At 60.5% G+C, this 24,966-nt stretch carries 22 protein-coding genes; 11 read left to right on the plus strand and 11 right to left on the minus strand.

Annotated features, from left to right (window positions below):
• A complete protein-coding gene (locus CUN63_RS13325; RefSeq protein WP_129440013.1) occupies positions 1 to 246 on the plus strand; it encodes a DUF1127 domain-containing protein in 246 nt (81 codons plus the stop codon).
• Between the two features lie 191 nt (positions 247 to 437).
• Here CUN63_RS13325 and CUN63_RS13330 read toward each other — a convergent pair whose 3' ends face one another.
• A complete protein-coding gene (locus CUN63_RS13330) occupies positions 438 to 1,751 on the minus strand; it encodes an FAD-binding oxidoreductase (RefSeq protein ID WP_129440015.1) in 1,314 nt (437 codons plus the stop codon).
• 147 nt (positions 1,752 to 1,898) lie between these two features.
• Between CUN63_RS13330 and CUN63_RS13335 the strand changes: the two genes are divergently transcribed.
• Positions 1,899 to 2,252, plus strand: a complete 354-nt coding sequence (locus tag CUN63_RS13335; RefSeq protein ID WP_064680422.1) for a YkgJ family cysteine cluster protein — start codon at positions 1,899 to 1,901, stop codon at positions 2,250 to 2,252.
• 153 nt (positions 2,253 to 2,405) lie between these two features.
• Here the strand turns inward: CUN63_RS13335 and CUN63_RS13340 are convergent, their stop codons facing one another.
• Positions 2,406 to 2,894, minus strand: a complete 489-nt coding sequence (locus CUN63_RS13340; RefSeq protein ID WP_010465173.1) for an Lrp/AsnC ligand binding domain-containing protein — start codon at positions 2,892 to 2,894, stop codon at positions 2,406 to 2,408.
• Positions 2,895 to 3,051: 157 nt separating this feature from the next.
• Between CUN63_RS13340 and dadA the strand changes: the two genes are divergently transcribed.
• From dadA to CUN63_RS13370, 6 genes are all read left to right on the plus strand, one after another.
• Positions 3,052 to 4,356 carry a D-amino acid dehydrogenase gene (gene dadA, locus CUN63_RS13345; protein ID WP_074880408.1) on the plus strand — a complete coding sequence of 435 codons (1,305 nt, stop codon included), beginning with the start codon at positions 3,052 to 3,054 and terminating at the stop codon, positions 4,354 to 4,356.
• Positions 4,328 to 4,681 carry a RidA family protein gene (locus tag CUN63_RS13350; protein WP_076029299.1) on the plus strand — a complete coding sequence of 118 codons (354 nt, stop codon included), beginning with the start codon at positions 4,328 to 4,330 and terminating at the stop codon, positions 4,679 to 4,681. Before dadA ends, CUN63_RS13350 begins: the two co-directional genes overlap by 29 nt.
• A gap of 99 nt (positions 4,682 to 4,780) precedes the next feature.
• Entirely contained in the window at positions 4,781 to 5,854 is a 1,074-nt protein-coding gene (gene alr, locus CUN63_RS13355; RefSeq protein WP_129440017.1) for an alanine racemase, read from the plus strand.
• Positions 5,855 to 5,981: 127 nt separating this feature from the next.
• The gene (locus CUN63_RS13360; protein ID WP_008150195.1) at positions 5,982 to 6,530 is read left to right on the plus strand and encodes a cupin domain-containing protein; all 549 of its coding nucleotides are present in this window, start codon (positions 5,982 to 5,984) and stop codon (positions 6,528 to 6,530) included.
• Between the two features lie 169 nt (positions 6,531 to 6,699).
• A complete protein-coding gene (locus tag CUN63_RS13365) occupies positions 6,700 to 7,125 on the plus strand; it encodes a cytochrome c5 family protein (RefSeq protein WP_129440019.1) in 426 nt (141 codons plus the stop codon).
• Positions 7,126 to 7,259: 134 nt separating this feature from the next.
• A complete protein-coding gene (locus CUN63_RS13370; protein WP_129440021.1) occupies positions 7,260 to 9,182 on the plus strand; it encodes an acetyl-CoA hydrolase/transferase C-terminal domain-containing protein in 1,923 nt (640 codons plus the stop codon).
• A gap of 129 nt (positions 9,183 to 9,311) precedes the next feature.
• Here the strand turns inward: CUN63_RS13370 and CUN63_RS13375 are convergent, their stop codons facing one another.
• Both CUN63_RS13375 and rep read right to left on the minus strand, forming a co-directional pair.
• The gene (locus CUN63_RS13375; RefSeq protein ID WP_007934646.1) at positions 9,312 to 9,884 is read right to left on the minus strand and encodes a xanthine phosphoribosyltransferase; all 573 of its coding nucleotides are present in this window, start codon (positions 9,882 to 9,884) and stop codon (positions 9,312 to 9,314) included.
• Between the two features lie 57 nt (positions 9,885 to 9,941).
• Complete coding sequence (gene rep, locus CUN63_RS13380) at positions 9,942 to 11,951, minus strand: DNA helicase Rep (RefSeq protein WP_008150203.1); 2,010 nt, start codon at positions 11,949 to 11,951, stop codon at positions 9,942 to 9,944.
• A 263-nt stretch (positions 11,952 to 12,214) separates the two neighbouring features.
• Between rep and CUN63_RS13385 the strand changes: the two genes are divergently transcribed.
• A complete protein-coding gene (locus CUN63_RS13385; RefSeq protein ID WP_129440023.1) occupies positions 12,215 to 13,888 on the plus strand; it encodes a bifunctional diguanylate cyclase/phosphodiesterase in 1,674 nt (557 codons plus the stop codon).
• Positions 13,889 to 13,994: 106 nt separating this feature from the next.
• Here the strand turns inward: CUN63_RS13385 and CUN63_RS13390 are convergent, their stop codons facing one another.
• Positions 13,995 to 15,392, minus strand: coding sequence for a NorM family multidrug efflux MATE transporter (locus CUN63_RS13390; protein ID WP_129440025.1), 1,398 nt, complete (start codon positions 15,390 to 15,392; stop codon positions 13,995 to 13,997).
• A gap of 158 nt (positions 15,393 to 15,550) precedes the next feature.
• Here CUN63_RS13390 and CUN63_RS13395 point away from each other — a divergent pair, with 158 nt between their 5' ends.
• Both CUN63_RS13395 and CUN63_RS13405 read left to right on the plus strand, forming a co-directional pair.
• Positions 15,551 to 16,471, plus strand: coding sequence for a LysR substrate-binding domain-containing protein (locus CUN63_RS13395; protein WP_046053830.1), 921 nt, complete (start codon positions 15,551 to 15,553; stop codon positions 16,469 to 16,471).
• Positions 16,472 to 16,654: 183 nt separating this feature from the next.
• Positions 16,655 to 18,631 carry a methyl-accepting chemotaxis protein gene (locus CUN63_RS13405; RefSeq protein ID WP_129440027.1) on the plus strand — a complete coding sequence of 659 codons (1,977 nt, stop codon included), beginning with the start codon at positions 16,655 to 16,657 and terminating at the stop codon, positions 18,629 to 18,631.
• Between the two features lie 120 nt (positions 18,632 to 18,751).
• Here CUN63_RS13405 and CUN63_RS13410 read toward each other — a convergent pair whose 3' ends face one another.
• From CUN63_RS13410 to CUN63_RS13435, 6 genes are read right to left on the minus strand one after another with little or no spacing between them, the layout of a single operon-like run.
• Positions 18,752 to 20,173: a VWA domain-containing protein gene (locus tag CUN63_RS13410; protein ID WP_129440029.1), complete on the minus strand. Its 1,422-nt coding sequence runs from the start codon at positions 20,171 to 20,173 to the stop codon at positions 18,752 to 18,754.
• 57 nt (positions 20,174 to 20,230) lie between these two features.
• A complete protein-coding gene (locus CUN63_RS13415) occupies positions 20,231 to 20,737 on the minus strand; it encodes a hypothetical protein (protein ID WP_129440031.1) in 507 nt (168 codons plus the stop codon).
• A gap of 4 nt (positions 20,738 to 20,741) precedes the next feature.
• Positions 20,742 to 21,476, minus strand: a complete 735-nt coding sequence (locus CUN63_RS13420; protein WP_129440033.1) for a hypothetical protein — start codon at positions 21,474 to 21,476, stop codon at positions 20,742 to 20,744.
• Between the two features lie 47 nt (positions 21,477 to 21,523).
• The gene (locus tag CUN63_RS13425; protein WP_129440035.1) at positions 21,524 to 23,068 is read right to left on the minus strand and encodes an SUMF1/EgtB/PvdO family nonheme iron enzyme; all 1,545 of its coding nucleotides are present in this window, start codon (positions 23,066 to 23,068) and stop codon (positions 21,524 to 21,526) included.
• The gene (locus tag CUN63_RS13430; protein ID WP_129440036.1) at positions 23,058 to 24,281 is read right to left on the minus strand and encodes an ABC transporter permease; all 1,224 of its coding nucleotides are present in this window, start codon (positions 24,279 to 24,281) and stop codon (positions 23,058 to 23,060) included. Before CUN63_RS13430 ends, CUN63_RS13425 begins: the two co-directional genes overlap by 11 nt.
• The gene (locus CUN63_RS13435; RefSeq protein WP_129440038.1) at positions 24,265 to 24,966 is read right to left on the minus strand and encodes an ABC transporter ATP-binding protein; all 702 of its coding nucleotides are present in this window, start codon (positions 24,964 to 24,966) and stop codon (positions 24,265 to 24,267) included. Before CUN63_RS13435 ends, CUN63_RS13430 begins: the two co-directional genes overlap by 17 nt.

A 24,966-nucleotide genomic window follows, 5' to 3' on the forward strand; every position in this document is an offset into this window, starting at 1 on the left:
ATGAACGGCTTGAGCGATGTGCGGCTGACGTTACACAGTCAGGAACTGGCGGCAGGGCAAAACAACGGCGCACGCGAGGCGGTCATGCGCAACGCACCGTCCGGCCTGAGTCGCTGGGGCCTGTTCTGGCATCGTCTGCACACGCGCAAGGCGTTGCTGGAGCTCACGACTGAGCAGCTTAAGGACGTTGGGTTGAGTCGGGCGCAGGCGCGGGAGGAGGGGCTCAAGCCTTTCTGGCGTCTGTGAGATGAAATGCGATCCCTTGTAGCAGCTGACGAGCACCGCGAGGCAGCGTTCGGCGGCGAAGCAGTCGTAAATCAGACACCGCGGTTTGCCTGAAAGAGCGCGGTTGCAGGATTTGCGACGGCTTCGCCGCCGAACGCTGCCTCGCAGTGCTCGTCAGCTGCTACAAAGGCGGATATGTCGCTTAATCAGGTTCAGACCAACTCTTTAAGCCGATGCCACAACATCCCCAACGCCAACAACGGCGAGCGCAAATGCTTACCGCCAGGGAACGTGATATGCGGCACCTTGGCAAACAGATCAAACCCACCACCCTGCTGGCCACTGATAGCTTCAGCCAACAACTTCCCCGCGAGGTGCGTGGCATTCACGCCATGACCGGAATAAGCCTGGGCGTAATACACATTCGGCTGATCCTTGAGCCGGCCGATCTGCGGCAGACGGTTGGCGCCGATGCCGATCATCCCGCCCCATTGATAGTCGATCTTGACCCCGGCCAGTTGCGGGAAAACCTCCAGCATCTTCGGCCGCATGTAGGCGGCGATGTCCTTCGGGTCGCGACCTGAATAATGGCAGGCGCCGCCAAACAGCAAGCGGCGGTCCGCCGAGAGCCGGTAGTAATCCAGCGCCACCCGTTGATCGCAGACCGCCATGTTCTGCGGCAGTAGCGAGTGTGCCAGCGCTTCACTCAAGGGTTCGGTGGCGATGATGTAGCTGCCGGCGGGCAGCACCTTGCCGCCGAGTTCGGGATTGAGTTCATTGAGGTAGGCGTTGCAGCCCAGCACCAGCGTCTTGGCGCGAACCGAGCCCTGGGCGGTATGGACTTTGACCTCGGGGCCATAGTCGATGCGGGTGGCCGCCGATTGTTCGAACAGCTTCACCCCCAACTGCTGCGCGGCGGCCGCTTCGCCCAATGCCAGGTTCAGCGGATGCAGGTGCCCCGAGCCCATGTCGATCAAACCGCCGACGTAACGGTCGGAACCCACAACGGAATGCATTTCGCTGGCTTGCAGCAGCCGGGTTTCGTAACGGTAACCGAGGCTGCGCAGCTCTTCGGCGTCTTCGGCAAAACCTTCAAGGTCGCGAGGCTTGTTAGCGAGGTCGCAATAACCCCAGGTCAAGTCGCAAGGGATCTGAAAACGCTCGACGCGCTGTCGGACGATTTCCACCGCTTCCAGTCCCATAAGTTTCATCTGACGCACGCCGTCCGCACCGATCACGTTGGCGAACTGATCGAGGCCGTGGCCGACGCCCCGAATCAATTGCCCGCCATTGCGCCCGCTCGCGCCCCAGCCGATCTTGTGCGCTTCGAGCAGGACCACGCTGAAACCGCGTTCGGCCAGTTCGAGCGCCGTGTTCAACCCGGAGAACCCGCCACCGACCACGCACACGTCAGCCACCAGGTCGTCTGTGAGCACTGGATGATCGGGCTGCGGAAGGCTGCTGGCGGCGTAGTAAGAAGCAGGGTGCTGGTGGTTCGGGGCAGGTTGCTGAGCACCGGCATTCATGTGCGTGGTCCTGATTCGTGTGTTTAGAAAATTTGACGGAGCATAAGCCGGACCTTCGGACACCGGCAACACTGGTCGGTTGGTGCTGTCTGGATCAGGGCTTTTACGTCAGAATCGCGCTCTATTCCGCTTTTGGTTACCGCTTCGATGAGCTGCAACAGTCAGAAAATTCGCACGTTACGGCAGCAGATTCCCTCGTTCGAGTGCGTGCCCGGCTGCCATGACTGCTGTGGGCCGGTAACCACCTCACCGGAAGAAATGTCCCGCCTGCCGCGCAAGACCCGCGCCGAGCAGGATGCTGCGATGGACGAACTCAATTGCGTTCACCTCGGACCCGACGGCTGCACCGTGTATGACGAACGGCCGCTGATCTGTCGGCTGTTCGGCACCACAAAGACCTTACCGTGCCCGAATGGGCGGGGGCCGGTGGAGCTGATTCATCCGCGGGTTGAAAAGCAGATTCATGAGTACATGGCTTCGACGCGGCAGGTTCTGGTCTAAGGAAAGACCGAGTCGCCTGCATTCGCGAGCAAGTCGGATCGCCGCACCGCCGCTCCCACATGGATCTGTGCAAGACACAGAATTTGTGGCCAGTGAAGATCACTGTGGGAGCGGGCTTGCTCGCGAAGGCGGCCGACCAGTCACCACAAAGACTCAATCCGGAATCGGCAGGCACAAACTCTCTTTCACCTCTTCCATCACGATGTAGCTCTTGGATTCGCGCACATGCGGCAGCTTGAGCAGGATGTCGCCCAGCAACTTGCGGTACGAGGCCATCTCGGAAATCCGCGCCTTCACCAGATAGTCGAAATCCCCTGACACCAAATGGCACTCCAGCACGTGGGGAAGCTTCAGGACCGCGCGTCGGAACTCTTCGAAAGTATCGCCGGATTTGTAGTCGAGGCTGATCTCGACGAACACCAGAAGACTACCCTTGAGGTGCTGCGGATTGAGCCGGGCGTTGTAGCCCATGATGATCCCTTCGCGCTCCAGCCGCCGGACCCGCTCGGTACACGGCGTGGTCGAGAGCCCGACCTTTTCCCCCAGCTCGGTGAAGGAGATGCGTCCGTCCGCTTGCAGGATCCGCAGGATGTTGCGGTCGATCTTGTCCAGCTCACGTTTGGTCTGAGTGTTGGTACGCATAGGGGATGCGCCTCCGTGAAAAGCGTTTTTGCCGAGAATTCTCGCCAAATATAGGCACTTATATAGTGAAAAGCACTGCCTAATCTTTTTTACACTGCGCACATCAATGCTCGACAACTACGAACGTCAGCGGCAAGCCGCGATGAGGGATATGAAAATGCGCGTTATGGTCTTGGGTAGCGGCGTCATCGGTACCACCAGTGCTTACTATCTGGCGCGTGCCGGGTTTGAAGTGGTGGTCGTGGACCGTCAGCCGGCCGCTGCCATGGAGACCAGTTTCGCCAACGCCGGGCAGGTGTCGCCGGGTTATGCCTCGCCGTGGGCTGCGCCGGGTGTTCCGCTTAAAGCCATCAAGTGGCTGTTGCAGCGGCACGCACCGCTGGCGATCAAGGCCACCGCCGACATCGACCAATACCTGTGGATGGCGCAGATGCTGCGCAACTGCACCGCCAGCCGTTATGCGGTGAACAAGGAGCGCATGGTCCGTCTGTCCGAGTACAGCCGTGACTGCCTCGATGAATTGCGCGCCGAAACTGGCATTGCCTACGAAGGCCGCAGCCTCGGTACTACCCAATTGTTCCGCACCCAGGCTCAACTCGACGGCGCCTGGAAAGACATCGCCGTGCTGAAAGAGTCCGGCGTGCCGTTCGAATTGCTCGACCGCGCCGGCATTGCCCGCGTTGAGCCGGCGCTGGCCAGCGTCACCGACATCCTCGCCGGTGCCCTGCGCCTGCCGAACGACCAGACCGGCGACTGCCAGATGTTCACCACTCGCCTGGTCGAAATGGCTACCAAACTCGGTGTGGAATTCCGCTTCGACCAGGACATTCAACGTCTCGACTACGCCGGCGACCGCATCAATGGTGTCTGGATCGACGGCAAGCTGGAAACCGCGGATCGCTACGTGCTGGCCCTGGGCAGCTACTCGCCGCAACTGCTCAAGCCGCTGGGTATCAAGGCGCCGGTGTATCCGCTCAAGGGTTACTCCCTGACCGTGCCGATTACTAACCCGGCGATGGCCCCGACATCGACTATCCTCGATGAGACCTACAAGGTCGCGATCACTCGTTTCGACAACCGCATCCGCGTCGGCGGCATGGCTGAAATAGCCGGTTTTGACCTGTCGCTGAACCCGCGTCGGCGTGAAACCCTGGAGATGATCGTCAACGACCTCTATCCTCAGGGCGGCGATCTGGCCCAGGCGAGTTTCTGGACCGGTCTGCGTCCGACTACCCCGGACGGCACGCCGATCGTGGGTGCTACGCCGTTCAGCAATCTGTTTTTGAACACGGGTCACGGCACGCTTGGTTGGACCATGGCGTGCGGTTCCGGTCGCTTGCTGGCCGATCTGATGGCGAAGAAAACGCCGCAAATCAGCGCCGAAGGCCTCGATATTTCCCGTTACGGTAAAAAACTCCAGGAGTCTGCAAAACATGTCAATCCAGCGCCAGCTCACCAATGAGCGCATGAGCCAGATCGTAGTCCACAGCGGTACCGTGTATCTGGCAGGGCAGGTCGGCGACGATATGAACGCCGGGATTGAACAGCAGACCCGTGAAACTCTTGCCAACATCGAGCGTTTGCTGGATCTGGCCGGGACCGACAAGAGCCGTCTGCTGTCGGTGACGATTTACTTGAAAGACATTGATGCACACTTTGAAGGCATGAACGCGGTCTGGGACAAGTGGCTGCCAAAAGGCGTCGCACCGGCCCGTGCCACCGTTGAATCGAAGTTGTGCGAACCGCAAATCCTGGTTGAGCTGTCGGTTGTCGCCGCTCTGCCATAAGCCCGTCAGAAAGATCCCTCTCCCGGTGCTACTGGCGGTTCACGCCGTCAGCCAGCGCCGGTTTTTCTTCCCCAATGACCCGACCAGAAGTCTGCCGCCATGCGTCCTGCCCGTGCCCTGATCGACCTTCAAGCCCTGCGTCACAACTACCAAATCGCCCGTGAAGTCACGGGGGCCAAGGCCCTCGCGGTGATCAAGGCCGATGCCTACGGTCATGGCGCGGTGCGTTGCGCCCAGGCGCTGGAAGCCGAGGCAGACGGTTTTGCCGTGGCCTGTATCGAAGAAGCGTTGGAGCTGCGGGCCGCGGGCATTCGTGCGCCGGTGTTGTTGCTGGAAGGTTTTTTCGAAGCCGATGAGTTGTCACTGATCGTCGAGCATGACTTCTGGTGCGTGGTGCATTCGCTGTGGCAGCTCGAAGCCATCGAGAACGCTGCACTGAGTAAGCCGATCACGGTCTGGCTCAAACTCGATTCGGGCATGCATCGGGTGGGCTTGCATCCAAAGGATTATCAGGCGGCCTATCAACGGCTGCTGGCCAGCGGCAAGGTGGCGAAGATTGTACTGATGAGTCACTTCGCCCGGGCTGATGAGCTGCACAGTCAGGCCAGTGCCGAGCAGGTCGCGGTGTTCGAAGCTGCGCGCCAGGGCTTGTCGGCTGAGGTCAGCCTGCGTAACTCGCCGGCAGTGCTCGGTTGGCCGCAAATTCCGAGTGATTGGGTTCGCCCGGGCATCATGCTCTACGGCGCTACTCCGTTTGAAGAAGCCAATGCCGTGGCGTCCCGCCTGCAACCGGTGATGACCCTCGAATCGAAAGTGATTTGCGTGCGTGAACTGCCGGCCGGCGAGCCGATCGGTTACGGCGCTACATTCATCACCCAGAAACCGATGCGCGTGGGCGTGGTGGCCATGGGTTACGCCGACGGCTACCCACGTCAGGCACCGACCGGTACGCCCGTGATGGTCGCCGGGCAGCGCAGCCAGTTGATTGGCCGGGTGTCGATGGACATGCTCTGCATCGACCTGACCGATGTGCCGCAAGCCGGCCTCGGTTCGACCGTCGAGTTGTGGGGCAAAAACATTCTCGCCAGTGACGTGGCGGCGGCTGCGGGCACGATTCCTTACCAGATCTTCTGCAACCTGCGCCGGGTGCCAATGCTCTATTCCGGGGCTTAGGTCAAAGCGCCCCGACCGAAAGTCGCTTCACCGAACAGGATTCAGGTCCAAGTGTTGTAAATACTGAACGCTGTCGCCATGATAACGCTCAATATTCCAACAACCTGAATCCCTGGAGGCTCCAGCATTGGACGTCGGTGAACGACTGCAATCCATCCGTAAGCTCAAAGGACTTTCCCAGCGTGAACTCGCCAAACGCGCGGGCGTCACCAACAGCACCATTTCGATGATCGAGAAGAACAGCGTCAGCCCCTCGATCAGTTCGCTGAGGAAGGTACTGGGCGGGATTCCCATGTCCATGGTCGAGTTCTTTTCCGAAGAGATCCTGCAGGAAAAACCGACTCAGATCGTCTACAAAGCCAACGAGCTGATCGATATTTCCGATGGCGCAGTGACCATGAAACTGGTCGGCAGGGCTCATCCGAGCCGGGCCATCGCGTTCCTCAACGAAATCTACCCGCCAGGCGCCGACACCGGTGACGAGATGCTCACCCATGAGGGCGAGGAAACCGGGATTTTGCTCGAAGGTCGACTTGAACTGGTGGTGGGGCTTGAAACTTTTGTGCTCGAAGCCGGCGACAGCTACTACTTTGAAAGCACTAAACCGCACCGTTTCCGTAATCCGTTCGATGCGCCGGCGCGACTAATCAGCGCAGCTACTCCAGCGAATTTCTAAGAAAAGAGGCGTCCCGCCAGTATTGCGGAGGTGCCCGAGTTGTTTTTCCGCCACGCATAAGACCCCTTCGACTTTAGGGTTGTTTCAGTGTGGCGGGCTTACCGTTATACTTGCGCCCGCCTGCGAACCGTGGCCGTGGGCGTGACTAGCCACCATTGAGGGTGAACGCGTGAATCTAATTATGAAAATGCTGGCCGTACCAGCAACCGTATTGGCCCTTTGGGCAGTCAGCGCACAAGCTGCGACCAACGACGATATTGCTAAACGCCTTGAGCCAGTCGGCCAGGTTTGCGTTCAGGGTAAAGAGTGCAAGGGGATGGAAGTCGCTGCTGCTGCAGGCGGCGGTGGTGCCAAAACTCCTGACGAAGTGATTGCCAAACACTGCAACGCTTGCCACGGCACCGGCCTGTTGGGAGCGCCGAAAATCGGTGATGCCGCCGCTTGGGGCGAGCGCGCCAAGAAGGAAGGCGGTGTTGACGGTTTGCTCGCCAAGGCGATCTCCGGCCTCAACTCGATGCCGCCAAAAGGTACCTGCGCCGATTGCGCAGACGCCGAGCTTAAAGGCGCCATCCAGAAGATGTCCGGCCTGAAATAAGCCTTCATCTTCAGCAAAAAGCCGCTTTCGAGCGGCTTTTTTGTGCCTGCGATTTACGCCCGAGGCTATTCATTGCAGCAAAGACCCGGCAAGCTCGGTCCAACCCCAGTTCACGGAATGTAAGGGAGGATCAGATGGTGCAGCTGTGTTCTATCGAGCAAGCGGTCGATGATGTCTTGGCACGGTTGCCGGCGCATATCCACATGGGCCTGCCCCTCGGTCTGGGAAAACCCAACCACTTCGTCAACGCGCTGTTTCAACGCATCGCGCAGTTGCCCGAACGGCAGCTGACGATCTACACCGCGCTGTGCCTCGGTCGTCCTGCGTTGGGCGACGGCTTGCAAAAGCGCTTCCTCGAACCCTTCATTGAGCGGGTGTTTGGCGATTATCCGGAACTGGATTTCCTGGCCGACCTGCATCGCGACAGCCTGCCATCCAACATCCATGTTCAGCAATTCTTCATGCAGCCCGGCAGCCTGCTCCACAGCGCACAGGCCCAGCAGGATTACGTCAGCAGCAATTACAGCCACGCCGCTCGTGACATCAACGCCGCCGGATTGAACCTGGTGGCGCAATTGGTGGCCAGCCACAGCGAGCACCCCGACCGCCTGAGCCTGAGCTGCAACCCGGACATCACCCTCGACCTGTTCCCCATGATCGCCAAGCGTCGGGCGGCGGGGGAGACGATCCTGCTGGTGGGCCAGGTGCACAATGATTTGCCGTACATGCCCGGCGATGCCGAAATCGGTATCGACACGTTCGACTTGTTGATTGACGAGAAGGACAGCACCACGCTGTTCTCCACGCCGAACATGCCGGTGGGTTTCCAGGATCACTTCATCGGGCTGCACGCCAGCACGCTGGTGCGCGACGGCGGCACCCTGCAGATCGGCATCGGTGCCATGGGTGATGCGCTGACCGCTGCGTTGCTGGCGCGGCAGGCCGACAATGACGGATACAAGGCGTTGCTGGCGGACGTCAATCTCAGCCAGTGGGCGCAACTCATCGACCGCGAAGGCGGCGTCGAACCCTTCGCCAAGGGCCTTTACGGTTGCAGCGAAATGTTCGTCAACGGTTTGCTGGTGCTGGCCGACGCCGGGATTGTGCGGCGCAAGGTCTACCCCGATGTGCCGACCCAGCAACAGGCCAATGCCGGCACGCTGGACGAAGCCGCGCAGACTGACGGCATCTCGGTGCATGGCGGTTTCTTCCTTGGGCCGCGCAGTTTCTATGAGCGGTTGCGCGAGCTGCCGCACAGCAAGCGTCTCGAGTTCAACATGACCCGCATCAGCTACATCAACGAGCTCTACGGTCAGGAAGAACTCAAACGCTTGCAGCGCCTCGATGCGCGCTTCATCAACACCGTGTTCACCATGACGCTGCTCGGTGCCGGCGTTGCCGATCAGCTCGAAGACGGGCGGGTGCTCAGCGGTGTCGGTGGGCAATACAACTTCGTTGCGCAAGGACATGCGCTGGAAGGGGCGCGTTCGGTGTTGCTCCTGCGCAGCTGGCGCGAGTCGGGCGGTGAGGTCAGTTCGAACATCGTCTGGGAGTATGGCCACTGCACAATCCCGCGGCACCTGCGAGACATCGTGGTCACCGAGTACGGCATCGCCGATCTGCGAGGCAAGACCGATGCGGCAGTGATCGAGGCGTTGCTGAACATCAGCGATTCACGTTTCCAGTTGGGGCTGATCGAGCAGGCTCAGGCAGTCGGCAAGTTGCCGAAGCATTTCCGTATTGATCCACGGTTCGCCGACAACAGTCCGCAGCGCTTGCAGGCCATCCAGGCGCGGCATCCGCAGTTGTTTCCGGAGTATCCGTTGGGTTGTGATTTCACCGCTGAGGAGAAGGATCTGTTGCGGGCGCTGAACTGGTTGAAGAGCAAGTTCAAGCTCTCGGAGATTCTGGAACTGGGCAAGGCAGCGCTGGATGCGCCGGAGCCTTCATCGTTTCCCGAGCATCTGGAACGGATGCAGCTGACCAACCCGGAAGGGCTGAAAGAGGATTTGTTTCAGCGGCTATTGCTCACCGGCCTCAAAGCCACCGCTTTGTAACGACCAGCGGAGACCAAATGTGGGAGCGGGCTTGCTCGCGAATGCGGTGTGTCAGTCAAAGTTGATGTCGTCTGACACACCGCATTCGCGAGCAAGCCCGCTCCCACACTGGTTTTGCGGTGTGGCGGTTTATTCGATGAAGGTTACGACGCCATCCTTCAGCGACTGCACGCGCGCCAACGATTCAACGCGATAACCCTGCGCATCCAGTTCCGCACGGCCGCCCTGGAACGATTTCTCGATCACGATACCCAAACCAGCAACCGTAGCGCCGGCTTGTTTGATGATCGAGATCAGCGCTTGCGACGCCTTACCGTTGGCCAGAAAGTCATCGATGATCAACACGCGGTCGCTGCTGGTCAGGTGGCGCGGGGAGATCGCCACGGTGCTTTCGGTCTGCTTGGTGAACGAGTAAACGGTCGCCGACAGCAGGTTTTCGGTCAGGGTCAGGGACTGATGCTTGCGCGCAAAAATCACCGGTACGCCGAGGTTCAGGCCGGTCATGATCGCCGGCGCAATGCCCGAGGCTTCGATGGTGACGATCTTGGTGATGCCCGAATCCTTGAACAGCGTGGCGAATTCGTCGCCGATCAGCTTCATCAGGGCCGGGTCGATCTGGTGGTTCAGAAAGGCGTCGACTTTCAGGACCTGGTCGGAAAGCACGATGCCTTCTTCGCGAATTTTCTTGTGCAGTGCTTCCATGAAGCTTTCCTCTTCGGGCGGCTTGTGCGCCTAAGGCTGGTTAAAAAGTAGTCGATTCTAGCGCTTTAACATCGCGCGTATATCCGCCAATGCGGTATTGCCGCGAACGGCTTTGACTTCAACGGGTGTGTCGTCGGTGCCTTCCCAGGCCAGGTCATCCGGCGGCAGCTCATCAAGAAAGCGGCTCGGCGCGCAGTCGATGATCTCGCCGTATTGCTTACGCTTGGCGGCGAAGGTGAAGGCCAGCGTCTGACGCGCTCGGGTAATCCCGACGTAAGCCAAGCGACGTTCTTCTTCAATGGTGTCGGCTTCGATGCTGGAACGGTGCGGGAGGATTTCCTCTTCCATGCCCATGATGAACACGTAAGGGAATTCCAGACCTTTGGAGGCGTGCAAGGTCATCATCTGCACGCCTTCTGCGCCGTCTTCCTCTTCCTGCTGACGCTCCAGCATGTCGCGCAGGACGAGTTTGCCGATGGCGTCTTCGACGGTCATCTCGCCTTCTTCGTCTTTTTCGAGGGTGTTCTTCAACGCCTCGATCAAGAACCAGACGTTACCCATGCGGTAATCGGCGGCCTTGTCGCTGGAACTGTTGGTGCGCAGCCAGTTCTCGTAGTCGATGTCCATGACCATGCTGCGCAGCGCCGAGATCGGGTCTTCGCCGGCGCACTGCTCGCGGACCTTGTCCATGAAGCGCTTGAAGCGCGACAGTCGATCGGTGAAGCGCGTGTCCAGATGCTCGCCCAGACCGATTTCATCGGTGGCGGCGTACATCGAGATTTTGCGTTCGGTGGCGTAGTTGCCAAGCTTTTCCAGCGTGGTCGAACCGATCTCCCGGCGTGGGACGTTGATCACCCGCAGAAAGGCGTTGTCGTCGTCCGGGTTCACGATCAGGCGGAAGTAGGCCATCAGGTCTTTCACTTCCTGACGTCCGAAAAAGCTGTTGCCGCCGGACAGGCGATACGGAATCTGGTGGTGTTGCAGCTTCAGCTCGATCAGCTTGGCCTGGTAGTTACCGCGATACAGGATCGCGAAATCACTGTACGGTCGGTCGGTGCGCAAGTGCAGGGTCAGCAACTCGACGGCCACGCGTTCGGCTTCGGCGTCTTCGTTGCGGCAACGGATCACGCGGATCTCGTCGCCGTGGCCCATCTCACTCCACAGCTGCTTTTCGAATTCGTGCGGGTTGTTCGAGATCAGTACGTTGGCGCAGCGCAGGATGCGGCTGGTGGAGCGATAGTTTTGCTCCAGCATCACCACTTTCAGGGACGGGTAATCGTCCTTGAGCAACATCAGGTTTTCCGGCCGGGCGCCGCGCCAGGCGTAGATCGACTGGTCGTCGTCACCGACCACGGTGAACTGGTTGCGTATGCCGATGAGCAACTTCACCAGCAAATACTGGCTGGCGTTGGTGTCCTGGTATTCGTCTACCAGCAGGTAGCGGACTTTGTTCTGCCATTTTTCGAGGATGTCGGCGTGTTCCTGGAACAGCTTCACCGGCAGCAGGATCAGGTCGTCGAAGTCCACCGCGTTGAACGCCTTGAGCGTGCGCTGATAGTGGGTGTAGACGATGGCGGCGGTCTGTTCCTTGGGGTTGCGCGCGTTTTCCAGGGCTTCGGGCGGCAGGATCAGGTCGTTTTTCCATGAGCCGATCATGTTCTTGATCTCGTCGACGCCGTCGTCGCCCGAGTATTCCTTCTGCATGATGTCGGTCATCAGGGCTTTGACGTCGGTCTCGTCGAAGATCGAGAAACCCGGCTTGTAGCCCAGCCGCACGTGTTCCTTGCGGATGATGTTCAGGCCCAGATTGTGGAAGGTGCAGACCGTCAGGCCGCGGCCTTCGCCGCCCTTGAGCAAGGTGCCGACCCGTTCCTTCATCTCGCGCGCGGCCTTGTTGGTAAAGGTCATGGCGACGATGTACTGGGCGCGGATGCCACAGTTCTGGATCAGGTGGGCGATCTTGCGCGTGATCACGCTGGTCTTGCCGGAGCCTGCGCCGGCGAGCACCAAAAGAGGGCCGCCGACGTAGCTCACGGCTTCTTGCTGCCGGGGATTGAGTCGGGACATACGAAGTCAGGGAGTCGTTTGCGAAATGGGCCGGCATTTTAACAGGCTCAGCGAATTGTGCTGCTCTCTCCGACTTGTGACGCAGCACGCTATCTATATTTGCCGGTTTTGATACTTTCACGCAGGATGCGCGATAAATGTGCGTCTATTGTTCGTTATTCAAGATACAAAGCCGCGTTTGATAACCGAGGTCATTTGGTCATTGGTTACCGGCGCTGCATAATGCCCGCCGCCTACATCTTTGCAGAGTCTAGGGAGCTAGCTTGTCTACGCCTGTCGAACCCTTGCGTTTGCTGCTACTGGCCGAAGAGCCAGCGTGGGCAGCGTTGTTGCGTGAGTGTCTGGCTCCGATGGGGAGCTCGACCGTGCTGATCAGCGCGCCGAGCTGGGAGTCAGTCAGCAGTCTGTTCGATGACAACCGCGGTGCGGTGTTGTTGACGATTCCAGCGCTTCAACCTCTACCTGGCCGTTGCAGCCTGCCGACGGTATTGCTGCTCGAACATGAGCCGCTGTCGCCGCCCGATGGTGTGAGTGACTGGCTGGTGCGCGATTTGCTCGATCCCGGCATGTTGCGCCGTTGCCTGCGGCATGTGCGCGAGCGTGGCGTGCTGGAAAACACCCTGCAGCGCCTGGCCGAGCAAGACCCGCTGACCGGCATCGCCAATCGCCAGGGTTTCCAGACCTTACTGGCGGCACGCCTGGCGGAAAACGACGGCCGCGGCCTGGCCCTCGGTCACCTCGACCTCGACAACTTCCGCCATGCCAACGATGCCCTCGGCCACCAGGCCGGTGACCGGTTGATCCTGCAAGTGGTCGCGCGGCTGAAAAGCCAGCTTGAGGCCAGCGATCAATTGGCGCGGCTGGGCAGTGATGAGTTCGCCCTGCTGATCGACACCCGCCGCGCGCCTCAGCGCGCCGAATGGATGGCCGAGCGCATTACGGAAGCGCTGGCCGAACCTTACTGGGTCGATGGCGAAAGCCTGTTGATCGGTTCCAGCCTCGGTATTGCCCACGCCCGGGCTCAGGCCGGCGCCGACCCGCTGATGTGGCACGCACACATCGCCATGCAACAAGCCAAAAGTACGCAGGGCTGTACCTTTCACATCTTCAACGAACGCATCAACCGCAATGCCCGCAGCATGGCCGACCTCGAAAGCGAGCTGCGCCGGGCGTTGCGTCGTGACGAGCTGGAATTGCATTACCAGCCACGGCTGAACCTTGAGGACGGGCAGATCGTCGGCCTCGAAGCCTTGGTACGCTGGCGTCATGGCGAGCGCGGCTTGCTGCCTCCCAGCGAATTCGTGCCGCTGGCCGAGCAAAGCGGCTTGATCGTGCCGCTGGGTTACTGGGTGATTTCGCGGGCCCTGCGGGACATGCAGGCGTTGCGCGAGCGGGGTTTGCCGGCGTTGCACATGGCGATCAACCTGTCGTTCCGGCAGTTTCAGGACAGCCAGTTACTCTCGACACTGAGTCGGTTGATTGCCGAACGCGGCGTCGAGGCGCAATGGCTGGAGTTCGAACTGACTGAAACCGCGGTGATGCGCCGCAGCGATCTGGTCAAACAGACCATGGATGCCCTGGGGCGTCTGGGTGTGCGCTTCTCCCTCGACGACTTCGGCACCGGTTTCTCTTCGTTCGTGCACCTCAACAGCCTGCCGATTGCCTTATTGAAGATCGACAAGAGCTTTGTCGGCGGCATGGAACAGCGCGAAGAGAATCGAAAACTGGTCCACGCGATGATTAACCTGGCGCACAACCTCAATCTGGAAGTGGTGGCCGAAGGCGTAGAAACGCCGGAGCAACTGGATCTGTTGCGCGGGTTTGGCTGCGATCAGGTGCAAGGATATTTGATCAGCAAGCCGTTGCCGTTGGCTGAACTGGTGGAATACCTGACCTTCGGCAGCAGCCAACAGCCTGCACAGGAAGTCGTGAACTAACCACGGACAAATGTGGGAGCGGGCGTGCTCGCGAAAGCGGTATGTCAGTCAAAATGATGTCGACTGACACGCCCCCTTCGCGAGCAAGCCCGCTCCCACATTGATCTCATTCTGTCTGGACGGTCCCGAAGTTCTGTTCTGGCGCCGGTTCGCGCCTGATCATCCGTTTCATCTTCCACTCAAACGCCCACGTCAGGCTCACCGCCGCACACGCCAGCCCCAGCGCCAATCCCCACCAGACACCCGTCGGCCCCCAATTCAAATGGAAGGCCATCCACCAGGCGGCTGGCGCGCCAATCAGCCAATAGCACCCCAAGCCCACCAGGAACGTGGTCTTGGCATCCTTGAGCCCACGAATGCAACCCATGGCGATGGTTTGCGTACCGTCGAACAGCTCGAACCACGCGGCGACCGCCAACAGGCTCACGGCCAGGTTGATGACGTCGCGGAACGCCGGGTCATTGTGGTCCAGAAACAAACCGATCAACTGATTCGGCAGCAACCAGAAGACCATGGCGAAGGCAAGCATCGCCGCCGCGCCAAACGCGATCCCGACCCGTCCGGCCAGCCGTGCATTCAGCAGCTGCCCGGCGCCGTAGTGCTGCCCGATGCGCATGGTGATCGCATAGGAAATCCCCGCCGGAACCATGAACGCCACCGAGACGATTTGCAGGGCGATCTGGTGTGCGCCCATTTGCGTACTGCCCATGGTGCCCATGCACAGCGCGGCGAACGCAAACAGTCCGACTTCCACCGCGTAGGTGCCACCAATCGGCAGGCCCAGGCGCCACAGTTCCTTGAGGTATTGACGGTTAGGTCGCGACAAGCCCTGACGCAAGGGATAAGCGTCGTAGGCCGGATGCCGACGTATGTGCCAGGCCAGCGCCAGCGCCATGCAGTTGGCGACAATAGCGGTAACCAGCCCGATGCCCATCAACCCCAGTTTCGGCAGACCGAACATGCCGGTAATCAATGCGTAATTGAGCAGGAAGTTGGCCACGGTGCCGCCGAGGCTGATGACCATCACCGGTGTTGCCCGGCCGATGGCACTGGTGAAGCCTCGCAGGGCCATGAAGCTCAGGTAGCCGGGCAGGGCGAACGGCAGGATCAGCAGGAATTGCCCGGCCGCGTGGACGTTGGTTTCGGTCTGGCCGAACAGCAGCAACACCGGCTTGAGGTTCCACAGCAGCAGCCCGGCCACCAACGCCATCAACCACGCCAGCCATAACCCGGCCTGGGTCAGCCTGGCGGCGCCGACGATGTCGCCGGCACCCTGACGGATTGCCACGAGGGTGCCGACCGCGGCGATCACGCCAATGCAGAAGATCGACACGAACGAATAAGTTGCTGCGCCTAGACCGCCACCGGCCAGCGCCTCTGGACTCAGGCGCGCCATCATCAAGGTGTCGGTGAGGATCATCAGCATGTGCGCCAACTGCGAGGCAATCAACGGCCCCGCCAGCCGCAGGATGGCCCAGAGTTCGGTACGTGCTGGATGCTGCATGGTCATCACGCTCGATTATCAGAGAGGACAGGAAAGCGTCGATTCTCGGCGCTCTACGGGGTTTGCACAAAGGGATAAAAAGGATGGGTTGCATGATTCAAACTCATGCTGAAGAGTTTCTGCTAGGGTGACCGAATCCCGCTATAGGAGCTTTCCGAATGTCCCGTCGTCTTCCTCCCTTGTATGCCCTGCGCGCATTCGAAGCGGCGGCGCGGCACAGCTCGTTTACCCGTGCGGCCGAAGAGTTATCGATTACTCAAAGTGCGGTCAGTCGGCATATTCGTACGCTCGAAGAGCATTTTGCCTGTCGGCTGTTTCACCGCAGTGGGCGCAATCTGCAACTGACCGAGTCGGCGCGATTGATCCTGCCCGGTATTCGCGAAGGCTTCACCGCCCTGGAGCGGGCCTGCAATACCTTGCGCGCCGAAGATGACATCCTGCGCATGAAAGCGCCGTCGACCCTGACCATGCGTTGGCTGCTGGCACGGCTCAGCCGCTTTCGGCACCTGCAACCGGGCAACGAGGTGCAATTGACCAGCGCCTGGATGGACGTCGACTCGGTGGACTTCAACCATGAACCGTTCGACTGCGCCGTCATCCTCAGCAACGGGCATTTTCCGCCGGACTGGGAGGCGAGTTTCCTGTTCCCGGAAGAGCTGATTCCAGTCGGCGCGCCGAATCTTTTGCAGGATCAACCGTGGGATGTCGCACGGCTGGCCAATGCCGAACTGCTGCACCCGACACCGGATCGTCGCGACTGGCGCAGTTGGCTGGAACGCATGGGGCTGGCGGATCAGGTGTCGCTCAAGGGCGGGCAGGTGTTCGACACGCTGGAACTGGGCATGATCGCTGCCGCCCGAGGTTATGGCGTGTCCATGGGTGATCTGCTGATGGTAGCGGAAGATGTGGCTCAGGGACGTCTGAGTCTGCCGTGGCCGACGGCCGTCGCCAGCGGTGAGAAATATTACCTGGTCTGGCCGAAAACCCGCCCCGGAGGTGAACGTTTGCGCAGGCTCAGCGATTTCCTGCAAGGAGAAGCCCGAGCAATGGAATTGCCCGACGTTCAACACTTGGGCTGAATCGATAGAGCCGCCGCAATGGCGGCCTTGAGCCATATCCCGGCTAATTACTCAAGTATTCAGATTTTCCGCCGAAAATGCAGGTGGAACCTTCGTGCAGGTTCGACGCAATTCCCATTATTAGAATTTTGCTGAGTGTGCAGCCAGATCAAGGAGGATCCGGTCGCTCGGCCAGGAGCTGTCATGTCTCAACCTCGTGCCCGGATCGCCTCACAGCTTGGTCTTGCGCTTGCCGTGATACTGGCGATTGTCATCAGCGGCAGTACCGTGTTCGCCCTGCGTTCGCTGGACACCGCCAACCTTGCCACCCGCGAAGAACACCTGGCCAGTGAAGCCCGGTTGCTGGCCGATCAGTTGAGTACCTTTCACGGCACGTTGCGTGAAAGCACCCAGCGCCTGAGCGGTCTGTTCGAGAAGCGCTTCAGCGCCGGTTTGAGCGTGCACCCGGATGAACCGGTGGCGGTAGCGGGCGCGCAGACGCCGGGCCTGCACCTGGGCAGCGAAGTGCTGAACAACAATTTCAAGGAAGTGGATGAGTTCAAGCAAATGACCGCCGGCGTGGCGACGGTGTTTGTGCGCAGCGGCGAAGACTTCATCCGGGTCAGCACGTCCCTGAGCAAACAGGATGGCACCCGAGCCATCGGCACGCTGCTCGATCACGCGAACCCGGCCTATGCCCGCTTGATGGCGGGGCAGGCCTACGTCGGTCGCGCCTTGTTGTTCGAACGCTCCTACATGACTCAGTACACCCCCGTACGTGACAGCGGCGGTAAGGTGATTGCCGTTCTGTTCGTAGGATTCGACTACACCGACGCGCAGAACGCGCAGTTTGCCAACCTCAAGCGCTTCCGTATCGGCCAGACCGGTTCCCTGGCGCTGCTGGATGAACAGAGCAAATGGCTGGTGCCGATCGCGGGCGTACAAGCGCTGGATCAAGCGACTCCGACCATCGTTGGCTTGGCGAAAACGCCGGGCAAGGGCGAGTTCTGGAGCGACAAGTCCGAAGATTTCTACAGCATTGCCGTACCGTTTGAAGGCGGCCCATGGTCGGTGGTGGCGAGCATGCCGAAAACCGAAATTCGTGCCGTGACCTGGAGTGTCGGCATTCAATTGGCGATTGGCAGTCTGCTGGCGATGTTGATCGCTGTGGGGGCGGCGGTCTGGTTGCTGCGCAGCAAACTCGCGCCGCTGGGTGATCTGGTGCGTCAGGCCGAAGCCTTGGGCGCCGGTGATTTGAGCGTGCGGCTGAACGTATCGAGCAATGACGAAATCGGTCAGCTGGCCCGTGCGTTCAACCAGATGAGCCAGGCGCTGTCGACCATGGTCGAGCACATCCGCAAGGCCTCGCAAGAGGTCAACAGCCGCGCCCAGGCCTTGTCCGGTCTGTCCGGTGGCGCCTATGAAGGGATGGAGCAGCAGTCGGGCGAAATCACCAGCATGGCCGGCGCCGTGGAAGAGTTCAGCGCCACCTCCCTGAACATTGCCGACAACATGGGCAGCACTCAGCGTCTGGCTCAAGAAAACGCACAGCAAACCCAGATCGGTCGTACGTCGATGGACGAAGCGTCCTCGTCCCTGGAACAAATCGCCGGCGCGCTGAACAGCACGGCGACGGTGATCAATACCTTGGGCCAGCGCTCCCAGGAAATTGGTGGCATCGTCGGCGTGATTACTTCGATCGCCGATCAAACCAACCTGCTGGCCCTCAACGCCGCCATCGAAGCCGCTCGTGCCGGTGAGCAGGGGCGTGGTTTCGCCGTGGTAGCCGATGAGGTTCGTAACCTGGCTTCCCGTACCCGCCAGGCGACAGATGAAATTTCCGGCATGATCCAAAGCATCCAGCAGGAAACCGGCAACGCCATCAGCACCATGGAACAGGGCAATGTGTTGATGCAGGAAGGCCTGTCACGCAACGCCAACGTCGCCAGTGCCCTGGCACGGATCGATGAGCAAAGCCGCTCGGCCGGTCAGCAATTCGCGGCGATCACCACCGCCACTCAAGAACAGAGCAGTACCGCCACCTTGCTCAGCAGCAACCTGCAAAGCATTGCTCTGGCGAACAGTGAGCAGCGTGAAGTGGTGTCCAATCTGGCGATCACCGCCAAAGAGCTGGAGAAGCTGGCGGCGGATTTGCGGCATGAGGTTGATCGGTTTCGTTGAGGCTCCGCTGAAATAGCCATCGCGAGCAGGCTCGCTCCCACAGGGTTTTGTGTCGATCACAAATCCAGTGTGGGAGCTTGCTCGCGATGGGGTCACCTCAATTCAGGATCTGTTCCCAAGTCAGTTGCACTTGGCATTGCTGGACACTTCCTTGGTTGCCTGTTTCAGCTGGCTACCCAGCTCAGCCGCATTGGTGCTGCTGTAAACCCGGCCACCGGTGTTTTCAGCGATGCAACGTGACGGGCCACCGGCACCGATTTTCACCACGTTGACTCGCAGGCGCGGCTGTTCCCTGGCGATTCGGCGGGATACCGCGCAAGCGTCTTTCTGGCAACCGTCCTCACCGTCGACAAACATCACGATCACCGCATCGTTATTGCGCCCGTCGACCGTGCTCGCCGCATAGGCCAGGCTGTCGGCCAGCGGTGTGCCGTCATCGGGAACCAGACCGCGAATCCCGTTGATCAACCGCTGGCGGTCACCAAACTTGAACACGCCCTGGTCCGGTGTTCTTTCGCAGCCCGCGAAGGTGATCAGGCGCGTGTTGATCTTCGGGTCCAGCCCATTGATCATGCCGGCCAGCGAGTCCTTGGCGACGTCCATGCGGCTGGGTTTGGCGAAGATCCGCATGGTGCGGTTCGGGTCCAGGTACTTGTTCATCTCATTGCTGTAAAACCAGTCTTCGTCGGCTTTCACCGACTTGATGTTCAAGTCCATCGAGCCCGAGGTGTCGAGTACCACCACAAATTGCGGGGGCACGGCATCAGGCGCTTTTTTGCGGCATGCGTAGTTGTCCAGCGTCGGGGCTGGAGGTGGCGGCGGTGGTGGTGGTGGCGGCGCGGCCACGACCGGTTTTGGTGGTGGGACCGGCTTGGGTGGCGGCACGGGTGCTGGTTCGGGCACGGGCTCTGGTTCCGGAGCAGGTTCCGGTTCCACGACAGGCTCAACCGGTTTCTCGACGGGCGTCACCACGGGCGCAACCGGCGCAACCGGTGGAACCACGACAACCGGCTCACGGTGCAGTAACCACCAGAGCCACAGCGCCAGAAGCAGCAACAGCAATGCCAGCAAGGCCGCCGCGATCCACCAGCCACGGCGCGACGGCGGTACAACCGGCACCACCGGAACCACCGGCGGTACGATCGGTTTGGGCGGGCGCTGGTTCCAGCGCACCACCAATGGCTCACCGTTGAGGCTGTAGAGTTTGTCCAGCTCCGGTGTGCCGAGCAGGCTGCGCAGGTCTTCGGCTTCCGTCGGTTGACCGCGTCTTTGCAGTTCGTCCGCCAGCTGTCCAAGGGACGTCTGACGCACTTCATAGGTTTCCAGCAAACGTCGTTGCGCGTCCTCGTTGAGGTCGGCGTAGGGCGTGGGTTGGCCACCCAGTTCGGTCCACCACTCCAGCACGTCGCCGCTGCCCATCCGCGGGATGGCAAAAAGGCTGGCGACGGTCGGCGGAAAGTGTTTCTGGATGAGGGCGACTTTAGCTTGCAGCGCACTCATCCCCTCCGGTGTGGCTTGCGCATCCCTGATGACCCGCTGCATGACGACGATTCCTGAAAAGGGTGCAGGCCTCCATCGGGAGGCCTGCGGGGTGAAAAGTTATTCTTCGTAGCCGAGGCTGAATTGCAGCTGATTGACCTTCTTCTGCAACGCCTTCAGCTCTTCCTGCTTGGCCTTCAGCGTCGCTGGAGTGGCTTTGGTCGTTGGCGCAGCCTGCGAAGCCTTGAGTTGCTGCTCAAGCCCGGCAATCTGCTTCTGCACCTGGCTTTCATTGCCATGCCGTGCTTTGAGCGAGGTCAGCAATTGCCCCAGCGATTGATTCAGCGCCGCCTGGGATTTCTGCTGGCTGGCCAGGTCGGTTTTGGTGCTCAGCTGCTGGGCCTGAATGTTCTCGTACACCTGACGGAACATTGCGTTTTGCTGACGGGACTCGCTCAGGGCCAGTTCCTTCTGCTTGACCTGGTCGCTGTAGCCACCGGAGTAGTCGCAGTTCATCTTGGTCAGCATGCTGCTGTCGCGATTGGTCGCATCGCATTCGCCCGGCTTGGTCGCGCAACCGCTCAAGGCCAGGACGGCGGTGAGGACCGCCAGTTGTCGTAGCGTCATGTGCTTAGCCCAGGGTGATGGCGGAGCGTTGGCTGTACAGACCGTCGACTTCCTTCTGCAGGGCAGCGACTTTCTGGTTCATTTTCATAATGTTCATGTCCACCTGCTTGATCTCGGCGCCGGCGGCGCCTTGTGCACGCTCGGCGTCTGCCACTTTGGTGTACTCGGTGACTTTGATGCGCATGTTGCCGAGGTCTTTACGCAGGCGCGCGATGTTCGAATCGATATCGGCGATTTGCACCTGGGCCTTGGCCTTGTCGACTTTCTTGTTGGCGATGTCCTTTTTGATCTGGGCGATTTGCGCCTGGTCATCCTTGATCACTTGCTGAGCGGTCGCGGTACGGGCGATCACGTTCTGGGTGTCTTGTTCGACGTCGCTGTTCATTTTAGCCAAGCGGGTGGAGGTGTCGGCGTATTCGCTGCGACGCTGATCCAGATAGTAGTTCGCACCCATGGCCACGCCGCACGCGGTAATACCGGCGGCGACGGCGCACACGGCTTTGTTGTTGCTGTTGGACAGCGCGCAAGCGAGGATGCCGACACCGGCGCCCATGGCGCAGGCCTGATAGCCGGACTTGCTGAAGAACTCTGCGTCCTGACCCTGGGTCAGGCGCGGGTCTGTGCCGTCGCTTTCGCCGAGCATGGAGCTACCGGTGTTGGCGCAACCGGTCAGCAGCAGACTGCCGGCGACAACAAAAGCGATCTGTAGCTTGAAGCGAGTCCAAAGGCTGCGCGACATGGTGAAACTCCTAGGTGACGGTGTTGACGTGTTTTTATTGAGGTGAGTTATTGAGTAACGGTTTTGCAGCTGTTCAGCCAGGCTTCAGTGTCGATCTTCTGCTTTTGCAGGAACGCCTTCTGATTGGCCCAGTGGGTGCGCAAGTAGGGTTTGAGGTCTTGCAGCTGTTTGTTGCGGGTGATGATTTCTTCCATCACCGGGACCTGCGTTTCAAGCAATGGCTGGCCGTACAAGGTCGCCGATTCCACCAGGCTGCTGGCATAGTAGCGGCTGAGCTTGTGCAGGCGATCCTTCTGCTCGTCGAGCTTACCTTTGCGCATGTCGCAACTGGCGTCTTTGTCCGCGCTTTCGCAATTGAGCTTGTAGTTCTTTTGCAGGAAGTCCACGTACTGGCCGTCGTCGAGCATCTTGGTGCACAAGAATGCGCCCAGATTGAGGCTGGCGCGAATCGCCTGGTCGCGGGTTTCTTCCTGCTGCTGGTTACTGGCGCGCAGCTGGTTTTCCAGGGCCTGGAGTTTTTCCTTGAGCGCTTTGTCTTCGACGCCCGAGGCCAGGCTGTTCAGGGATTGCACGGTGCCTTTGTCGGCGGATTCGGTTTCCTTGCTGCCGGTGCCGAGTTTCTTCCAGCTGCTTTCGATGCTGGCGACACGCTCGCGAGAGGTGAGGGTCGGTGAGACCATGACCAGGCGCAGGCCGGTGGTTTTGTTTTTCACCTGGCCGTCGGCGTTGTAGTACGGCTGTTCCTTGCGCAACGCCGTGCGCAGGTCGGCCTGGGCGGTCAGGTAGTTGCCGCCACGGACCACATAGCCGCCGGCCTGACCGTGCTGGCGATCAAGTTTGTTCAGGCGAAACGGCTCGAACATCATTTCGTCGACGTTGCCAAGCATGTCGTGCAGGCCCAGAGGATTGGGCTTTTGCAGGCCGGACAACTGCACTTTGCCGTTGGACGATTGCGCCCCGGCGAACCACTCGTAGGCGTTTATGCCTTCCGGCATCGGGTAGTGTGTGTCGCGGAATTCAGCGGCACCGACTTCCAGCCCGCCGCGCGCGGCGAACTCCCACTCGACTTCGGTCGGCAGGCGCAGGAAACCTTGCGCGCCGTCTTCCTTGGGCAGCTTGCCGGCGGCGTTTTTGCGCAGCCACAGGTTGTACTTGTCGGCGGCTTCGATGGCTTGCACCCAGCTCACCGCCGTTTGCGGCAAGCGCATCTTGGTGGCTGCGGTGGGGCAGGTTGCTTCGGTCAGCGCGGCGTATTGCAGTTGACTCATCTCGTATTTGGCCATCAGGTAGTAGCGGGATTTGTCGTTCTTGGCCCCGGTAAAACTGCCGGCGATAAAGGTCGGGCGGGTCTGTTCGACGTAGCCATACTCCGCGCCGTCCTGACCAATACTGATCGGGTAATCGTCGAGCGGCCCGGCCACCGGAATAAACACCTTGCGAAATACCATGGAGCCTTCGCAAGGCATCGGCAGCACCACGTCGGCGGCGTCCGGCATCGGGTTATAAAATTTCTCTTCCCAGCCCGCCGCCGAGGCGTCGAGCATATAGCCGAGGCTCAGGGGCAACAGCAAGCCAAAACGTTTATAGCTCACGCAGACTCTCCGCAGGTTGGATGTTGATGGCTCGCAGGGCGCCGATCACGGCCACCAATGCAGCGACCAAAAAAGTCAGGAGCAGGGCGGCAACGCCATGCCAGACAGTGATGTGGCAAACGAAGGTACCGGTGGCCTGGCTGCTGCCGAGCAGGTAGTCGAACAGATGACTGCCGACGGCATAAAACCCCAGCCCGCCGACGTAGCCGGCCAGGCTCAGCACCAGCGCCTGCAGGACCACGAAACCGCCGACGGCCCGGCGCTTGAAACCCAGCAACCGCAGGACCGCCAGGCTTTTGCGTTTGCGGTCGATGTTGGCCAGGAATGCGCCGACCATCGACGCCACGCAGCCAATCAGCGCCGCCACGGCGATCACGCCGAAGATCAGCCCCAGTACATGATTGATGGCTTTGACGTTGTCGATGTCGGCCAGCCGGCTTGAGGTTTCGATGTGTTGTTCGTTGAGCCAGTGCTCCAGCGGTGCGACTTGATCGATGTCGCGCGCATACACGCGGGCGCGGGCGTACAGCGGTTGCAGATCACCCAGAGGCTTGCCAGTGACAACGCCGAACGCACTGACCTGATAACCGTCGCGAAAGCGCTCCAGATCCAGCAGCAGCGGCGGGGCGACAAACCCGGCCGCGCGGCCGAAGCGCGCACCGTCGAGCACCGCCAACACCGTCAGCGTCATCTCGCCGCGTTCATTGACACCTTCCAGACGACGCAACGCCCGCAGCTGCACGCTGTCGCCGACCTTGGCCTGCAAACGTTGCGCTGCACTGGCGCTGAGGATCACTTGATTGCCGACGGGGGTGAGCGACGCCAGGTTCAGTTGTGGGTCGCCCGGCTCGGTGGCGATGATTTCCGCACCTTCGACAAACCGTTGCATGCCGATCAGCAGGTCAGCCTGGGTATTGAGCGAGCGCGTCTGGCCGAGGGCAAAACCGGTTTCGGGGCGCAGGCGCAAACGCTCGATCCAGGCCGTGTCGTAGTTGCCGTTGCTGAGCATCTTCACTTCAAGGTTGCGCGGGTCGCGCAGCAGTTCGTCCTGCAACTGGCTGACCACTCCGTGCTTGAGCCCGAACAGCAGCAACAACGGCGCAATCACCGCCACCAGGGACGCGGCGATGCACAGCGAGACCTTGCGGTCGTGCCAGAGGTCTTGCAGCGCCAGGGAGCCCAGCAGGCGCAAGCGATCAGTCCATCGGTTCAAACAGTGTCTCTCCCTGACGGCTGATAGCGCCGAGTCGCGGCAAGCCGAAATCTTTCAGCAAGGCCCAGTCATGGGACACAACGAGCGCGCTCAAACCCATGTTCGACACCAGGCTCAGCAGCAACTCGAACAAGCGCCGGGCGCTATGGGGGTCGAGCGCGGCGGTCGGCTCGTCGGCCAACAGCAACAGCGGTTCATGGGCAATGGCGCGCACGCAGGCAACGCGCTGACGCTCGCCGATCGACAAGGCCTGGGGTTGTTTATCCAGCAACCCTTGCAGGCGCAACACGTCAACCGCATGGTCGATGTGCTCGCTCTTTGCCGGCATCCCGAGCAACCGGCGCGGCAGGCTGATGTTATCCCGCACGCTCAGGAACGGCAGCAAGCCGCCGCTCTGCAAAATGAATCCCAAGTGCCGTGAACGCACGGTTGCAAGCGCCGGCTGGTCGTCAGTGGCCAGCAGTTGGGCGATATCCTGAGCGTGCGCCGCGCCCAGGCGAAAGCGCTCGAGTTCAATCGGCGCGAGCAACAGGCCGATGGCTTCGAGCAACGTGCTTTTGCCGCTGCCGCTCTCGCCGGTGATGGCGAGGATTTCTCCGGCGCCGACCTGCAAGTGCGGCAGTCGCACGTGATGAGCCTGTGCGCCTTCACCACGGCGCACCAGCAGGTTCTTGATATCGAGCAT

The organism is Pseudomonas sp. ACM7, from assembly GCF_004136015.1.
GTDB classification, from domain to species: domain Bacteria; phylum Pseudomonadota; class Gammaproteobacteria; order Pseudomonadales; family Pseudomonadaceae; genus Aquipseudomonas; species Aquipseudomonas frigoris.

What these genes read in the sequence shown, in the direction of transcription:
- CUN63_RS13420 (WP_129440033.1), bottom strand. Translation starts at nt 21,476, where the DNA reads ATGTCGCGCAGCCTTTGGACTCGCTTCAAGCTACAGATCGCTTTTGTT.
- CUN63_RS13435 (WP_129440038.1), bottom strand. Translation starts at nt 24,966, where the DNA reads ATGCTCGATATCAAGAACCTGCTGGTGCGCCGTGGTGAAGGCGCACAG.
- CUN63_RS13370 (WP_129440021.1), top strand. Translation starts at nt 7,260, where the DNA reads ATGGTGCAGCTGTGTTCTATCGAGCAAGCGGTCGATGATGTCTTGGCA.
- CUN63_RS13340 (WP_010465173.1), bottom strand. Translation starts at nt 2,894, where the DNA reads ATGCGTACCAACACTCAGACCAAACGTGAGCTGGACAAGATCGACCGC.
- CUN63_RS13335 (WP_064680422.1), top strand. Translation starts at nt 1,899, where the DNA reads ATGAGCTGCAACAGTCAGAAAATTCGCACGTTACGGCAGCAGATTCCC.
- CUN63_RS13325 (WP_129440013.1), top strand. Translation starts at nt 1, where the DNA reads ATGAACGGCTTGAGCGATGTGCGGCTGACGTTACACAGTCAGGAACTG.
- CUN63_RS13350 (WP_076029299.1), top strand. Translation starts at nt 4,328, where the DNA reads ATGTCAATCCAGCGCCAGCTCACCAATGAGCGCATGAGCCAGATCGTA.
- dadA (WP_074880408.1), top strand. Translation starts at nt 3,052, where the DNA reads ATGCGCGTTATGGTCTTGGGTAGCGGCGTCATCGGTACCACCAGTGCT.
- CUN63_RS13410 (WP_129440029.1), bottom strand. Translation starts at nt 20,173, where the DNA reads ATGCAGCGGGTCATCAGGGATGCGCAAGCCACACCGGAGGGGATGAGT.
- CUN63_RS13390 (WP_129440025.1), bottom strand. Translation starts at nt 15,392, where the DNA reads ATGCAGCATCCAGCACGTACCGAACTCTGGGCCATCCTGCGGCTGGCG.
- rep (WP_008150203.1), bottom strand. Translation starts at nt 11,951, where the DNA reads ATGTCCCGACTCAATCCCCGGCAGCAAGAAGCCGTGAGCTACGTCGGC.
- CUN63_RS13375 (WP_007934646.1), bottom strand. Translation starts at nt 9,884, where the DNA reads ATGGAAGCACTGCACAAGAAAATTCGCGAAGAAGGCATCGTGCTTTCC.
- CUN63_RS13415 (WP_129440031.1), bottom strand. Translation starts at nt 20,737, where the DNA reads ATGACGCTACGACAACTGGCGGTCCTCACCGCCGTCCTGGCCTTGAGC.
- CUN63_RS13405 (WP_129440027.1), top strand. Translation starts at nt 16,655, where the DNA reads ATGTCTCAACCTCGTGCCCGGATCGCCTCACAGCTTGGTCTTGCGCTT.
- CUN63_RS13395 (WP_046053830.1), top strand. Translation starts at nt 15,551, where the DNA reads ATGTCCCGTCGTCTTCCTCCCTTGTATGCCCTGCGCGCATTCGAAGCG.
- CUN63_RS13330 (WP_129440015.1), bottom strand. Translation starts at nt 1,751, where the DNA reads ATGAATGCCGGTGCTCAGCAACCTGCCCCGAACCACCAGCACCCTGCT.
- alr (WP_129440017.1), top strand. Translation starts at nt 4,781, where the DNA reads ATGCGTCCTGCCCGTGCCCTGATCGACCTTCAAGCCCTGCGTCACAAC.